Raw genomic sequence first — 14,593 nt, forward strand, 5'->3', positions numbered from 1 at the left:
GCGATACCGACATCTTTATTACGCCCGGCTACCGTTTCCGCGTGGTCGATGCCCTCATCACCAATTTCCACCTGCCCAAGTCGACCCTGCTGATGCTGGTGTCGGCGCTGGCCGGGGTGGAGCCCATCCGTGCCGCCTACCGCCACGCGGTGGCCGAGCGCTACCGCTTCTTCAGCTACGGCGACGCCATGCTGCTGACGCGCCAGCCCCAGCCTCAGGCCTGAGCGCCCCCGCGCCAGCGCCAACCCGCCAGCCCGAACCAGATTCCCGCCATGCTCAACTTCGAACTGCTCACCACCGATGGCAATGCCCGCCGCGGCCGCGTCACCCTCAACCACGGCGTGGTCGAGACCCCGATCTTCATGCCGGTCGGCACCTACGGCTCGGTCAAGGCGATGTCGCCGCTCGAACTCAACGAGATCGACTCGCAGATCATCCTGGGCAACACCTTCCACCTGTGGCTGCGCCCGGGGCTGGAGGTGGTCGAGAGCCACGGCGGCCTGCACCGCTTCATGGGCTGGAACAAGCCGATCCTGACCGACTCGGGCGGATTCCAGGTGTTTTCGCTGGGCGCGCTGCGCAAGATCACCGAAGATGGCGTGACCTTCGCCTCGCCCGTCAACGGCGACAAGCTGTTCCTGTCGCCCGAGATCTCGATGCAGATCCAGCGCACGCTGAACTCCGACATCGTGATGCAGTTCGACGAGTGCACGCCGTATGAGATCGAGGGGCGCCCCGCCACCCACCAGGAAGCGGCGATCTCCATGCGCATGAGCCTGCGCTGGGCCAAGCGTTCCATCGACGAATTCAACCGCCTGGCCAATCCCAACGCGCTGTTCGGCATCGTCCAGGGCGGCATGTTCGAAGACCTGCGCGACGAGTCGCTGGCCGGCCTGTCGGAGCTGGACTTCCACGGCTATGCCATCGGCGGGCTGTCGGTTGGCGAGCCCAAGGAAGACATGATGCGCGTGCTGGAGCACGTGGCACCGCGCCTGCCCGCCCACAAGCCGCACTACCTGATGGGCGTGGGCACGCCCGAAGACCTGGTGGCCGGCGTGGCGGCGGGCGTCGACATGTTCGACTGCGTGATGCCCACCCGCAATGCCCGCAACGGCTGGCTGTTCACGCGCTTTGGCGACGTCAAGATCAAGAATGCCGTTCACCGCAACGACACGCGTCCGCTGGATGAGAGCTGCGGCTGCTACACCTGCCGCAACTTCTCGCGCGCCTATCTGCACCACCTGCACCGGGTCGGCGAGATCCTCGGCGCGCGCCTGAACACCATCCATAACCTGCACTACTACCTGCAGTTGATGAGCGAGATGCGCGAAGCCATCGAACAGCACCGCTTCGAGGCCTTCCGCGCCCGCTTCGCCGCCGACCGCGCACGCGGCCCGCAATAGGCTGCGGCGGGGCACCGCCCGGGACTACCGGCGCCGGCGTGAACTTTCTGCCGGACTCCGGTCGAATAACGGTGCCCTGTTGCCGCAAGCGGCGCCCAAGGCGCTCCGAACAAACCCGTAAACCACGGCATTTGCCCTTATCCGGCATGCGGTGCGGTTGCAAGCGGGTGGTAGAATAACTGATTAACTGACTGACTTTGTGACGGAGAAGCAACGTGCTGATTTCTAACGCATTTGCCCAGACTGCCGGTGTCACCGGCGGCGCGGCGGGTGGCCTGATGAGTTTCCTGCCTATCATCCTGATGTTCGCGGTGCTGTGGTTCATCATGATCCGCCCGCAGATGAAGCGCCAGAAGGAATCCAAGGCAATGCTGGAAGCCCTGGCCAAGAATGACGAAATCGTCACCGCTGGCGGCATCCTGGGCCGCGTCACCAAGGTGAACGAGCAATACGTAACGGTTGAGATCGCTGCAGGCACCGAGATCACGGTACAGAAGAGCGCAGTGACCACGGTGCTGCCCAAGGGCTCGCTGAAGTCGCTCTAAGCATCGGGATAGCGGGCGGAATCGTTGCCGTACGCCGGCTTTTCCGATCCTTTCCCGCCCCGTTTGCCTGCTTTTTCGCCCTTCCCGGCACGCCTATAGCGCGCGTGCCCCTGCAGCCGCCTGATCCAGCCCGGGTTATCCGTGGATGCCAGGCGGCTGTTTGCCAACCGGTGCGGTGGTGCCAACTCTCCCGCTGACGGTAACGTCGGCCCCGCCAACCGAAGAACGACTGGCCAAAGATGAATCGTTATCCGCTTTGGAAATACCTCGTGATCCTGGTGGCGCTGGCCATCGGCATCACCTATACGCTGCCGAATTTCTTCGGCGAGGCGCCCGCCGTGCAGGTCTCCTCCGGCAAGGCCACGGTCAAGGTCGACCTGTCCATGCAGAAGCAGGTCGAACAGATCCTGGCGCAGAACAACCTGCAGCCCGACGGCATGTTCTTCGACATGAGCGGCCAGTCCGGTTCGGTCAAGGCGCGTTTTCGCACGACCGACGAGCAGCTCAAGGCAAAGGACGTCCTGAACCGCGCGCTCAACCCCGACCCCAATGACGCCACCTACGTGGTCGCGCTCAATCTGCTGTCGGGTTCGCCGCGCTGGCTCAGCTCCGCCCCCTTCTTTGCGCGTCCGATGTTCCTGGGCCTGGACCTGCGCGGCGGCGTGCACTTCCTGCTGCAGGTGGACATGAAGGGCGCGGTCGACAAGAAGCTCGACAGCCTGGCCGGCGACGCCCGCACCCTGCTGCGCGACAAGGGCATCCGCCACGGCGGCATCGACCGCGACGGCGAACGCCTGACGGTGCGTTTCAATAACGCCGATGACGCGGCCAAGGCGCGCGCCATCCTGGCCGACAACCTGCGCGAACTGGCATTCGCCCCGGACGACAACAATATCACCGGCGTGTTCACCGACGCCGCCCGCAAGGCGGTGCAGGATGCGGCGGTCAAGCAGAACGTCACCACCCTGCACAACCGGGTCAACGAACTCGGCGTGAGCGAGCCGGTGATCCAGCAGCAAGGCGCCGACCGCATCGTGGTGCAGCTGCCGGGCGTGCAGGACACCGCCAAGGCCAAGGACATCATCGGCCGTACCGCCACGCTGGAAGCCCGCCTGGCCGACCCCGACGCACCGCGCAACCCGCGCCCGGGCGACCCGATCCCCTTCGGCAGCGAGCTGTTCACGCAGGGCAACGGCGCCCCGGTGGTGCTCAAGAAGCAGGTCATCTTCACCGGCGACCGCATCGAAAGCGCTTCGGCCGGTTTCGACCAGAACCAGCGCCCCTCGGTCAATATCAAGCTGGACGCCCAGGGCGGCCGCGTGCTGCGCGATATCTCCCGCGAGAACATCGGCAAGCCGATGGGCATCGTGCTGTTCGAGAAGGGCAAGGGCGAGGTCCTGACCGTTGCCACCATCCAGTCCGAACTCGGCTCCAGCTTCCAGATCACCGGCTCCTACTCCACCGAAGCCGCCAACGACCTGGCCCTGCTGCTGCGCGCCGGCTCGCTGGCCGCTCCGATGGAAATCATCGAGGAACGCACCATAGGCCCGTCGCTGGGCGCGGACAACATCAAGAAGGGCTTTGATTCGGTAGCGTACGGCTTCGCCGCCATCGCCGTCTTCATGATGCTGTACTACATGCTGTTTGGCGTGTTCTCGGTGGCCGCGCTGGCCATCAACCTGCTGCTGCTGGTGGCGGTGCTGTCGATGCTGCAGGCCACGCTGACGCTGCCCGGCATCGCCGCTATCGCGCTGGTGCTCGGCATGGCCATCGACGCCAACGTGCTGATCAACGAGCGGGTACGCGAAGAACTGCGCGCCGGCGCCTCGCCGCAGATGGCGATCGCCACCGGCTTTGACCGCGCCTGGGCCACCATCCTGGACTCCAACGTGACCACGCTGATCGCCGGCCTGGCGCTGCTGGCCTTCGGCTCGGGCCCGGTGCGCGGCTTCGCCGTGGTGCACTGCCTGGGCATCATGACCTCGATGTTCTCTGCGGTGTTCTTCAACCGCGGCCTGGTCAACCTCTGGTACGGCCGCAAGAAGAAGCTGCAGAGCGTGGCGATCGGCCAGATCTGGAAGCCGGGCTCGGACAGCCAGGGCACCATCGCCAAGTAGGCATCATGGCTGCCGTACGCCGGGCGCGCGGCAGCCAACCAGCATAGATCTGCAGTACAAAACAGCAGCACAGCTGCCGTATAAAACAGGATTCAACATGGAATTCTTCCGCATCCGGCGCGACATTCCGTTCATGAAGCACGCGTTGGTCTTCAACGTGATTTCCTTCCTGACGTTTGCCGCGGCCGTATTCTTCCTCGCGCACAAGGGCCTGCACCTGTCGATCGAATTCACCGGCGGTACGGTGATGGAGATCAACTACCAGCAGCCGGCCGATCTCGAGCATATCCGCGGCCAGGTCGGCAAGCTCGGCTACAGCGACGTGCAGGTGCAGAACTTCGGCACCTCGCGCGATGTGATGATCCGCCTGCCGCTGCAAAAGGGCCCGGACGGCAAGCCCGTCACCTCGGCCCAGCAGAGCGAGCAGGTGATGGGCGCGCTGCAGGCCGCCGCGCCTGACGTCAAGCTCCAACGTGTCGAGTTCGTCGGCCCGCAGGTGGGCAAGGAACTGGCCACCGATGGCCTGCTGGCTCTGCTGTGCGTGGTGGCCGGCATCGTGATCTACCTGTCCTTCCGCTTCGAGTGGAAGTTCGCGGTCGCCGGCATCATCGCCAACCTGCACGACGTGGTGATCATTCTCGGCTTCTTCGCCTTCTTCCAGTGGGAGTTTTCGCTGTCGGTGCTGGCGGCGATCCTGGCGGTGCTGGGCTACTCGGTCAACGAATCGGTGGTGATCTTCGACCGGATCCGCGAGAACTTCCGCAAGTACCGCAAGATGACCACGCACGAGATCATCGACAACGCGATCACCAGCACCATCTCGCGGACCATCATCACCCACGGTTCGACCGAAATGATGGTGCTGTCGATGTTCTTCTTCGGCGGCCCCACCCTGCACTACTTCGCGCTGGCGCTGACCGTCGGCATCTTGTTCGGTATCTACTCTTCGGTGTTCGTCGCCGCGGCGCTGGCCATGTGGCTGGGCGTCAAGCGCGAGGACCTGGTCAGAGGGGAAAAGAAGCCGGGCGACGTCGACCGCGACGACCCGAACTACGGCGCGCAGGCCTGACGGCCCGCTCCGGACCGTTCCCGGCGATAAAAAAATGGGCACCTTCGGGTGCCCATTTTTATTTTGCCTGTCTTGCCGCTCAGGCCCGTATCGGGCCTGGCGGCACATGCCGCCGGCCCTTCTCCGGAACGCTCAGAACTGCTCGATCCATACCGCCAGCCGATCGGCGGCAAATTCGGCCGTGCGCTCCGCGACCCGGTAGACGATGGCATCGCCCTCGCGCCCGCCCTTCAACGCACCGCCGGCCTCGTCCAGCCACAATAGCCCGGCAAGCCAGGTGGCATGCTGCGCGGACACGTCCTTGTTCACCGGCTCGCCCAGGTACTCGCCCAGCGCGGCGGCCCGGCCCCATACCAGCGCATCGCCATCCCGGCGCACCGCGCCTTCGCCTTCGCCTTCGCCTTCGGCCAGCACCTCGGCCAGTGCCGCCACGGCATCGCCGGCGCCGCGTCCGGCAAGCCGTGCGCGCAAGCTGGCGAGCTGCGCCGCCACCGCGTAGCCGAAGCTGCCGCTGCGCCGGCTTTCTGCCGCCACCAGGTCGGCGTAGTCCATCAGCAGCCAGTCCGGCTCCGGATTCTGCACGCCGGCCAGCGCGGCAGAGGCCAGGTAGGTATCCACCGGCTGGAATCGCTCCGGGCCGATCAGGCTGGCCGACAGGGTGCGGATCAGGCCGATACGCGCGGCGATGGTCTGCTTTTGCAGCACGCTCAGCTTCTCGCGCAGCAGCTGGTCGCGCTCCTTGCGCAGGCCAGCCATCTCGAGCGCCTGCTTGAGCTCCATGCGCAGCGCGGTGATATCCCATGGCTTCTTGATATAGCGATGGATCTGGCCTTCGTTGACCGCGGCGACCGTATGTTCGATCTCCGAGTAGGCGGTCGTCAGGATACGCACGATATGCGGATAGCGCTCGCGCGCGTAGCGCAGCAGTTCGTTGCCGTACTCGCCCGGCATCCGCTGGTCGGAGACCAGCACCGCCAGGCTGTCGGCGTGCGCATCCAGCAGCGTCTTGCCTTCTTCCACCGAGCCACCGGTCACGACCGGTGCCAGGGCCCCGATGGCACGCTGGAAATACTTGACGGCCGTGGCCTCGTCATCGACGAACAGAATCGCCGGTGATGGTGCCTGCGTGGCATTCGGTTCGTTCATCGATTACTCCTATGCATTCGACTCTTGGTATTGGGGAAATCCAGCGTTACTGTGGTGCCCACCCCGGACGTCGACTCGATCCGGATGCCACCACCGAAGGACTGCATGACACGGTTGCAGAAGATCATGCCCAGCCCGTTGCCGCCGGTACCGGCATGCGTGGTGACCGGGTCCACCAGAAGGCGCCCCATCACCTCCGGCGGGATGCCCGGGCCGTTGTCGCAGATACGGATCGCCGCATCGGGTTCATCCGCCACCACGAAGCGCAGCGAAGGCGAGCCGACGCCATCGAGCGCGCGCAACGCGTTGGACAACAGTGACGACAGCACCAGCGCGACGCAATTGGGCAGCGTGTGCACGGCGAAGTCGCCATGCACCTCGACCTGGACCCACTCGCGCTGCTGCCCGGCGAACGGATAGGTATCGAGCAGTGCGGCGACCAGGGTGCCGGCGGTCACCTCGCGACTGGTGTTGTTTTGCGGACTGGCCCGGCTGCCGTTACTGCGCACCGATTGCAAAAAGGACGAAATCACGGCCAGGCAATACTGCGCGTTGTCGTGCATCGACGTCGCCGCCTGGCCGATCTCGCTCTGGCGCTGCGGATTGTATTCCGCCGCGATACGGCTTTCGATACCACGCGCGAAATTTGCGATCGCTGCCAGCGGCGTGTTCAGCTCGTGGGCCAGGAAGGCCAGCGTTTCGTCGATCGCCACCAGCCGCTGGTGGCGTACCGTGCGCTCACGATAGCGCTCGGCGGCCAGCCGCAGGGTCTCGCGCACCTGGCCCAGTTCCAGGGGCTTTTCCAGGATGCGGAATACTTCGCCAGTGTTGACCGTCTGCAGAAGCATGTCCTTGTCGGCGTATGCCGTCACCAGGATGCGCACGATCTGCGGGGATTCGAGGGCGACCTGGCGCAGCAGGTCGCCGCCATCGCGGCCCGGCATGCGGAAATCCGTCACCAGGATGGCGATGCGCGAACCTTTGCCACGCAGGATCGAGATGGCCTCCTCGGCGCTGCCGGCCAGGAGCACCTCATATTCATTGCCCACCGCCCGGGCGAAATATTTGCAGGCCATCTCCTCATCGTCGACGTAGAGTAGCGTGGGCCGCGCCTGCCTGGGATCATTCATGTGGACCTCACTCGGCTCTTGGCAGGTCGAAACTGAATGCTGTCCAGTGGCCCAGTTCGCTCTCGGCAAACAAGGCACCGCCATGGCGCTCAATCACGGCATAACTGATCGACAGCCCCAGCCCGAGTCCCTGTCCCACCTCGCGCGTGGTGAAAAAGGGCTCGAATACCCGCGGGAGATGCTCCGATGCGATGCCGGGCCCGTTATCCCGCACCCTGACGTGCAGTCGCTTGCCCACCCAGCTGACAGCGGTACGGATGGAGGGATCACGCGTGCCGGCCTTGCGCATGGCGAGCGCAGCATTCGAAAACAGGTTGATCAGCACACCGATGACGGCAGCCTCGTCGCCCAGTACAAGCGTGTCGCTGGGCAGCTCGCGCGTGACAGCCACACCACGCAGCTCATGCGCGGTCAGGCGGGTTGCCGAATCCAGCGCCTTCTCGAACAGAAACGGCACGCCGTCGGCCTCGGCACCGGGCTTTCGGTAAGCAAAGGTCTTCAGGTCCGACACGATATGCTGGATGCGCTGCATGCCCTGCTTGGCGTCGACCAGGCACTCCTCCAGTGAAGGATTCTCCTTGGCCTGCGGCTCCTCCATTGCAACCTCGATAGCCATCAGGCAGAAATTGACCGGATTGTTGACCTCGTGAAGCAAGCCCGCTGCCAGCGTACCGATGGCTGCCATCTTCTCCTGTTGCAGCATCTGGCCCTTGATCTCTGCAAGACTACGGTTGATCTCCGCGAGCTCCCTGTTCTTGTGTGCCACCTCTTCCTTCAGGCGAAACAGGTGAAAATGTCCCCGCTCATTAAAGAACGTGTAAACCGCGCTCGCCGTGATTGAAAACAGGATGAAGATCGAGTTGACAATAAAGTGCGGCCGGTCGGACAAGCCAGACGGGCTGATCAGGCAAGCCAGGAAGTAAAACAGGTACGTTACGGCGCCAAAGCCGATGGTCTGCCACATGCCCATCGGCAGCGCGATGCCAACCGCAAAGATGACAAGATTGAGCCCGGCATAGTAGATGGAGGAAGCCCCCTCGGTCACGCTGATCATCCACGCGATCATCAACTGGGGCAAAATCAGCCAGGCCAGCGTCAGGGGCTGAACAAAACGGCGGCCGAAAGCAGTAGGCAGCAGCACGTAGATCACGCCAATCAGCAGAGAAATGGCGAGCCGGGCCAGGAAAAACCGCAGTTGCTCGTGCGGATAGATGCCATAGTCGAGCAGCACGCCGGCCATCACCAGCACGATCGCCGTCAGTGCCCCGGCCTTGCTGCTCAGCAGCCGGAATTCACGCAACTCGGATTCGTAGTTGGAGTATTCGCTCGCGACCTTTTTCAGCATGAGTGCACCGGTCTAGAGGGGAAACTCGGCCACGGTAGCCTCTACGAACACGTTGACGCCGGTAGTATCGACGTACACGCGGGGATCGCGGCTATTGGGCGGCAACAGTGCTTCCATCTTCGCTTCATCCCGGTAGATAAGGTACCACTCCAGCATGTGTTCCATGCTGAATTTCTCAGGGTTGTTGGAATGCACATTGGTGGCCAGCACAGCACCGCCCGGATAAGTGCGCGAGGCAAAGTAGCTAAGCAAGCGGGCACAGACCTTGTCGGACAGGTAATCGAACAGGCCCGCGCAGTAGACCGAGTCGAATTCCTGCAGGGACGGGTCCGGCGAGATGCGCCGCTTCAGGAGATCATGCACGGAATGGTGCAGGTACTCGACCTGCACCTTGGCGCCGGCGCTGGCCAGGGCCGTTTCGATATGATTGCGTGTATAGGCGAGCGTTTCCTCGCTGAAATCCACCAGCTGGAATGACAGCAATTCCGGATTGGGGTACTCCTTGATGAAACGCTGGATCTCCACCGCAGGGCCGCAACCCACATTGAGCAGACGATAGGGCCGCCCGGCGGCACGCGCCCGCTCCGCCATGCGCACAAGATAGTCGACAAGGAGGTCGATCCGGTTGCGGTGCGCAGCAGCCACGGCGGACTGCAGGAAGGTTGCGTTGACGATCTGGAAGTAAGTAGTCGGTCCCTGGCGCGGGTCCGACAGCAGCTGGTTCACCATCTCGTAGTCGCCTGCATAGCCCAGCGGCTTGGTGTAGGTGCGAAAGACGAAAGGCGCCCGCAGCAGAAGCGGGTGCAGCGCCGACTGGGTGTAAGTCCGGTGCACCGGCGCCAGCTCGGGTTCGACCTGCAGCGCCTCCCCCTCCAGCAAAGCCGAGTAGTGCCGGATCTGGTCGCCGATCGGATAGGCCAGTTCCTGGAACACGTCCATCCGCAAGACATCGCCTTCCTTGGGCAAGGCCGTGGTCATATCGACCTGCTCGACCCAGCGGGAGACATCGGAGAGGAACGCGCGCATCTCGTTGACCACGATCTGGTAGTCGCGGCGGATACGGAAGCGGTCTTGCCAATCCTGCACGAAAGCGCGCGATTCGGTGCCGACAGAGCTGGCCCCACCGGTCATTTCCGATAGCTCGCGCCATTCTTCGATCAGCGTGACCGAGACCACGGCGGTCAGGCCGGTATTCACCAGGCTGATCACCACGGCTTTACCGAAGTACGCGTGCTTCGCCCCTATCTTGACCGCCAGGTCCGACAGCACCTCGCTGACCTGCACGATGGAATAGGGATTGTAGACTTCCATCACCAGAGATTTTCTCTGGAGATTGACGATTGTGCCCCGCACCTGCTCGCCCTGCGAGTTGCGGAAACTGACCACTGGATCGATTTGCGTTTGGGAGTACACGGTATTGCGCCAGAGAAATCCGAGAAACGCTGCCGACCGCCCAGTTCAACATCGGATATCGACTGGCCGGGTACAGCTCGTAGGGCGATGGATCGCTACGCTAGACCAGTATCAGGGGGTACTGCTGGGATACATGTCGGTAATCGGTTGCGGGCATGGGCGGCCTTGAATGGCAGGCACGCACGCGACTACACCCTGGTAACTGTGACTGAGACTGTGACTGAGTGAGACTGTAACTGAATCTTGGCGGACCATTGTACTGTGGGCGTCAGGTGCAGACAACTTAACCTGCGGTAAGCATGCCTGCCGCAGCCAGGGATGCCGCCGGGCAAAAAAAAGCCGGGGATCGCTCCCCGGCTTTTCTTCGTCACGCGCAGGCGCAGCCCGGGACCGGCCCGGACCGCGCGAAGCGGCATATCTGCTGCCTTAGTCGGCCTTCACGCCTTCGACCTGGATCGCCAGCTTGACCTCGGGCTTGAAACCCATCTTCACGCCGTAGTCGATGCCGAAATCAGCACGGCTGAAGACGCCGACGGCATCGGCGCCACAGGCTTCACGCTTGAGCATCGGGTGCTGGATGCACTTGAACTCGCGGATCTCCAGCTTGACCGGCTTGGATACGCCGTGCAGCGTCAGCACGCCATCCACCTCGGTCGGCACGTCGCCATTGAACTTGGAGAACTTGCCCTTGTAGGTCGCTTCCGGGAACGCTTCCACATTGAACATGTCCGGTCCCTTGACGTGCTGGTTCAACTTGCTGTTGCCGAAGTCGACGGAGGCGGGATCGATCTTGATGTCGACGCTGCCGGTCTTGGCAGCGCGATCCAGCGTCACCACGCCGCTCGACTTCTCGAACTTGCCGCGCCAGGTCGACAGGCCGCCCAGATGGTCGGCCTCGAAGCTCGGGTAGGTGTGGGTGGGGTCGAGGTTGTAGGTCACGGTATTGGCCGATGCGACGCCAACGGCGGCGCTGGCGGACAGGGCCGCGACAGCGGCTAGGATGGTACGCAGTTTCATGAGAACTCCCGGCAGAAAGTTGGGGATGAACAACAAAGGTATGGCAAGGAAGACAAGCGCTGCGCGCTCACTTCTTGGCCACGGTCACGATACGGAATTTGATCTGGACATCGTCGGCAACCACGGAAGTATCCTTCCATTCGCCGTCGCCGATATTGAAAACGGTGCGCTTGATCGGCAGCGTCCCCTCGAACACCTGGCCGCCGGCTTCCTGGCGGTAGCTGGCGGGAATCACCACATCCTGGGTCTTGCCCTTGATGGTGAGCTTGCCCACCACTTCGTATTTGCCGGCGGCGCCGGCCTTGATGCTGGTGGACTGGAACACCGCCTTGGGGTATTTGGCGGCGTCGAACCAGTCGCGGCCCTTGACCTCCTTGGTGGTCTCGGCATCGCCGATCTCGAAGCTGGACACATCTATCTCGACCTTGGCCGAGGAGCTTGCCAGCTTGGTGGGATCGAACGCCACCGCGGCATCGAATTTCTTGAACTTGCCTTCCATCGGCACACCGATCTGGCGTGCAACGGCGGTGACCGAACTCTTGCCGGCGTCGACCTGGGCCCAGGCGAGATTGGCGGCGATACCGGCGGTGGCCAGCGTGGCCGCCATCAGGAGCGCGCTCGGGCGGGGAATGCGTTTCATTAAAAACTCCTGTCGCTAAGAGGACTTCTCGGCCTCGGTCAAATAGTCAGAGAGGAAACCGGGGAGGCACGGCGGTGGAACCTGCCCACCGCCACGGCGGCCCCGCACATGTCTTACTTGAGAAACGGCAGCATGCGTGCCAGCGTGCCGTCGCGCTCGATGAACTGGTGCTTGAGGGCGGCGGCCGCGTGCAGTACGACGATCACGGCCATCAGGTAGTTCAACCAGATGTGGGCCAGCTTGAGGATTTCCTTGAGCTCGTCGTTTTGCCCGATCAGCGCCGGCAGTTGCCAGATGCCCAGGTAGACCACCGGGACGCCGGCCGCCGAGCTGTACAGGTAGCCGGTGATTGGCACCACCACGATGAGCACATAGAGCAGCGTGTGGGCCGCGCCTGCAGCCTTGGCCTGCCAGGCCGGCGTGCCGGCCGCTGGCGCGGGAGCATGGTGGGTGGCGCGCCACAGCACGCGCAGCACGGCCAGCGCAAACACGGTCACGCCGATCCATTTGTGCCAGGAAAACAGCTTGAGCTTGAGCATCGACAGGCCCGGGATGCCGGTCATGTACAGGCCCAGGCCGAAGGCGGCGAAGATCAGCAAGGCGATGATCCAGTGCAGCCCGATGGCGGTCGCGCCATAGCCGGCCGCGGAAGACGTGCCGATAGCGGCTCGGGTGCCGGCGCCGGAATTGGCTTGCGAATGCATGTAAGACCCCTTGCCCGTCGCGGGCGTTTCATAATCTTTGCGAAAAGGTGACAGCAAGCCTCTCGTCATCACCCTTTGGATTCTCGCATTATTGAGCCTATGCCAGGATACGGAACAGTCTGGAATTCATGGAATCATTCAAATCATTTGAAGTGACATTTCGTCGCAGAGGGTGGCAAGCCGGGGCCATATGCACTAAGTCTGTGCTTTTTTGTGAAATTGGTCCGTGCGCTGCCATGGGCGCCATTGGCGAACACACAGAGCTGTTGCCATGAAAAAAGCCCGGTGCGTTCGCACCGGGCTTCTCTTTGGGCCATCGGACATCTTTGCGGGAATGGCAAGCCGTCGTCACTCCGCTCGGTTTTGGCGCATCCTGCCGGCTTCGTCCCACGCCCCGGAGAATGCCTCAACTCACACGCGCTCCGCCAGGCTCACCGCGCGCCCGATATAGGTCGCGGGGGTCATTTCCAGCAGCAGTTGCTTGGCGTCGTCCGGGATCGCCAGGCCGCCGATGAAGGTCTGCAACGCCTCGCGCGAAATACCCTTGCCGCGCGTCAGTTCCTTGAGCTGCTCGTAGGGGTTGGGCACGCCGAAACGGCGCATCACGGTCTGCACCGGCTCGGCCAGCACTTCCCAGCAGTTGTCGAGATCCTCATCCAGGCGCTCGGGGTTGGTTTCCAGCTTGCCCAGGCCGCGCAGGCAGGCTTCGTACGCCAGCAGGCTGTAGCCGAAGGCCACGCCCATATTGCGCAGCACGGTGGAATCGGTCAGGTCGCGCTGCCAGCGCGACAGCGGCAGTTTTTCCGACAGGTGGCGCAGCACCGCATTGCCCAGGCCCAGGTTGCCTTCCGAATTCTCGAAGTCGATCGGGTTGACCTTGTGCGGCATGGTGGACGAACCGATCTCGCCGGCCTTGGTGCGCTGCTTGAAGTAGCCCAGCGAGATATAGCCCCAGATGTCGCGGTTCAGGTCGAGCAGGATGGTGTTGGCGCGGGCGATGGCGTCGAACAGCTCGGCCATGTAGTCGTGCGGCTCGATCTGGATGGTGTAGGGGTTGAACGTCAGGCCCAGGCGGGTTTCGATCACTTGCTTCGAGAACGCTTCCCAGTCGAAGCCGGGATAGGCCGACAGGTGAGCGTTGTAGTTGCCGACCGCGCCGTTCATCTTGCCCAGCAGCTCCACGCGCTGGATGCGCTCGATGGCACGTGCCAGGCGCGCTGCCACGTTGGCCATTTCCTTGCCCAGCGTGGTCGGGCTGGCCGGCTGGCCATGGGTGCGCGACAGCATCGGCTGGCGCGCATTGGCGTGCGCCAGCTCCACCAGGCGCGCATGCACGCGCTGCAGTGCCGGCACGATCACACCTTCGCGCGCGCCCTTGAGCATCATGCCGTGCGAGGTATTGTTGATGTCTTCCGAGGTGCAGGCGAAATGGATGAACTCGCTGGCGGCTTCCAGCTCGGCATTGCCCTTGACCTGCTCCTTTAGCCAGTACTCCACCGCCTTCACGTCATGGTTGGTGACCGCTTCGATTTCCTTGATCCGCGATGCGTGGGCCTCGGTGAAATTGTCCACCAGTGCCAGCAGGGCCGCTTCGGAAGCCGGGGAGAACTTCGGCATGTCGGGCAGGCCGGCCTGCGACAGCGCGATCAGCCAGTGCACTTCGACCTTGACGCGGTTGCGCATGAAGGCCGCTTCCGAGAGCCACTCGCGCAGCGCATCGGCCTTGGAGGCATAGCGGCCATCGATGGGAGACAGGGCGGTGAGCGGAGAGAGCGAGAAAGAAGACATGCTGGAAGACCGGAGGGCTAAGGGGAAGTGGTTACGCACGCGTGGGCCGTGCGGGCAAACCGCACGCGGGCACAGGGCCGGGCGCCGCCCCTGGGGAACCGAGGCGGTCAGTGACGGGACCGGAACGGATCAAGAGTAGCGAAGAGGCACCGAAATGGCACCAACACGGCAAAAATGAGACCAATAAGGCGCACCAGCCGACTGGCGGCGCGGCAGAAAGCGGGCATTTTACCATCGCGGCTCGCCCCCTGTGGGGGCGTCGATGGGCCGGCGCGG

The 14,593-nt window shown here is 63.4% G+C and carries 13 protein-coding genes; 5 read left to right on the forward strand and 8 right to left on the reverse strand.

Going from position 1 to position 14,593, the window contains the following annotated elements; genetic code table 11:
- The 5 genes from P3W85_RS28095 to secF form a co-directional block, all read left to right on the forward strand.
- Positions 1-224 (forward strand): S-adenosylmethionine:tRNA ribosyltransferase-isomerase (locus P3W85_RS28095; protein ID WP_276267157.1); only part of this gene is annotated, 224 nt, incomplete at its 5' end.
- 48 nt (positions 225-272) lie between these two features.
- Complete coding sequence (gene tgt, locus P3W85_RS28100; RefSeq protein WP_276267158.1) at positions 273-1,403, forward strand: tRNA guanosine(34) transglycosylase Tgt; 1,131 nt, start codon at positions 273-275, stop codon at positions 1,401-1,403.
- A gap of 215 nt (positions 1,404-1,618) precedes the next feature.
- Positions 1,619-1,948, forward strand: a complete 330-nt coding sequence (yajC, locus tag P3W85_RS28105) for a preprotein translocase subunit YajC (protein WP_017225958.1) — start codon at positions 1,619-1,621, stop codon at positions 1,946-1,948.
- Positions 1,949-2,187: 239 nt separating this feature from the next.
- Positions 2,188-4,065 (forward strand): protein translocase subunit SecD, encoded by a 1,878-nt coding sequence (secD, locus tag P3W85_RS28110; protein ID WP_035809735.1) that lies wholly within the window; start codon positions 2,188-2,190, stop codon positions 4,063-4,065.
- A 97-nt stretch (positions 4,066-4,162) separates the two neighbouring features.
- Entirely contained in the window at positions 4,163-5,134 is a 972-nt protein-coding gene (gene secF / locus P3W85_RS28115) for a protein translocase subunit SecF (RefSeq protein ID WP_017225956.1), read from the forward strand.
- Positions 5,135-5,266: 132 nt separating this feature from the next.
- Here the strand turns inward: secF and P3W85_RS28120 are convergent, their stop codons facing one another.
- The 8 genes from P3W85_RS28120 to purB form a co-directional block, all read right to left on the reverse strand.
- Positions 5,267-6,280 carry a response regulator gene (locus P3W85_RS28120; RefSeq protein ID WP_276267159.1) on the reverse strand — a complete coding sequence of 338 codons (1,014 nt, stop codon included), beginning with the start codon at positions 6,278-6,280 and terminating at the stop codon, positions 5,267-5,269.
- Positions 6,277-7,410: an ATP-binding protein gene (locus P3W85_RS28125; protein ID WP_017226549.1), complete on the reverse strand. Its 1,134-nt coding sequence runs from the start codon at positions 7,408-7,410 to the stop codon at positions 6,277-6,279. The genes P3W85_RS28120 and P3W85_RS28125 overlap by 4 nt, the downstream gene beginning before the upstream one ends.
- Positions 7,411-7,417: 7 nt before the next feature.
- Positions 7,418-8,755, reverse strand: coding sequence for a sensor histidine kinase (locus P3W85_RS28130; RefSeq protein ID WP_017226548.1), 1,338 nt, complete (start codon positions 8,753-8,755; stop codon positions 7,418-7,420).
- Between the two features lie 12 nt (positions 8,756-8,767).
- Positions 8,768-10,168, reverse strand: a complete 1,401-nt coding sequence (locus P3W85_RS28135) for a class I SAM-dependent methyltransferase (protein ID WP_035811150.1) — start codon at positions 10,166-10,168, stop codon at positions 8,768-8,770.
- A gap of 426 nt (positions 10,169-10,594) precedes the next feature.
- The gene (locus P3W85_RS28140; RefSeq protein ID WP_017226546.1) at positions 10,595-11,185 is read right to left on the reverse strand and encodes a YceI family protein; all 591 of its coding nucleotides are present in this window, start codon (positions 11,183-11,185) and stop codon (positions 10,595-10,597) included.
- A 67-nt stretch (positions 11,186-11,252) separates the two neighbouring features.
- Positions 11,253-11,825, reverse strand: a complete 573-nt coding sequence (locus tag P3W85_RS28145; RefSeq protein ID WP_017226545.1) for a YceI family protein — start codon at positions 11,823-11,825, stop codon at positions 11,253-11,255.
- 113 nt (positions 11,826-11,938) lie between these two features.
- Positions 11,939-12,529, reverse strand: a complete 591-nt coding sequence (locus tag P3W85_RS28150; RefSeq protein WP_276267160.1) for a cytochrome b — start codon at positions 12,527-12,529, stop codon at positions 11,939-11,941.
- 411 nt (positions 12,530-12,940) lie between these two features.
- Positions 12,941-14,317 (reverse strand): adenylosuccinate lyase, encoded by a 1,377-nt coding sequence (gene purB, locus P3W85_RS28155; RefSeq protein ID WP_017226543.1) that lies wholly within the window; start codon positions 14,315-14,317, stop codon positions 12,941-12,943.
- Between the last annotated feature and the right edge of the window lie 276 nt (positions 14,318-14,593).

The sequence above is a fragment of the Cupriavidus basilensis genome (assembly GCF_029335485.1).
Taxonomy (GTDB): Bacteria; Pseudomonadota; Gammaproteobacteria; order Burkholderiales; family Burkholderiaceae; genus Cupriavidus; species Cupriavidus basilensis_E.

Excerpts from the sequence above, each read along its gene's own strand:
- tgt (WP_276267158.1), top strand. The coding sequence starts at position 273 with ATGCTCAACTTCGAACTGCTCACCACCGATGGCAATGCCCGCCGCGGC.
- secD (WP_035809735.1), top strand. The coding sequence starts at position 2,188 with ATGAATCGTTATCCGCTTTGGAAATACCTCGTGATCCTGGTGGCGCTG.
- secF (WP_017225956.1), top strand. The coding sequence starts at position 4,163 with ATGGAATTCTTCCGCATCCGGCGCGACATTCCGTTCATGAAGCACGCG.
- P3W85_RS28120 (WP_276267159.1), bottom strand. The coding sequence starts at position 6,280 with ATGAACGAACCGAATGCCACGCAGGCACCATCACCGGCGATTCTGTTC.
- P3W85_RS28125 (WP_017226549.1), bottom strand. The coding sequence starts at position 7,410 with ATGAATGATCCCAGGCAGGCGCGGCCCACGCTACTCTACGTCGACGAT.
- P3W85_RS28130 (WP_017226548.1), bottom strand. The coding sequence starts at position 8,755 with ATGCTGAAAAAGGTCGCGAGCGAATACTCCAACTACGAATCCGAGTTG.
- P3W85_RS28140 (WP_017226546.1), bottom strand. The coding sequence starts at position 11,185 with ATGAAACTGCGTACCATCCTAGCCGCTGTCGCGGCCCTGTCCGCCAGC.
- P3W85_RS28145 (WP_017226545.1), bottom strand. The coding sequence starts at position 11,825 with ATGAAACGCATTCCCCGCCCGAGCGCGCTCCTGATGGCGGCCACGCTG.
- P3W85_RS28150 (WP_276267160.1), bottom strand. The coding sequence starts at position 12,529 with ATGCATTCGCAAGCCAATTCCGGCGCCGGCACCCGAGCCGCTATCGGC.
- purB (WP_017226543.1), bottom strand. The coding sequence starts at position 14,317 with ATGTCTTCTTTCTCGCTCTCTCCGCTCACCGCCCTGTCTCCCATCGAT.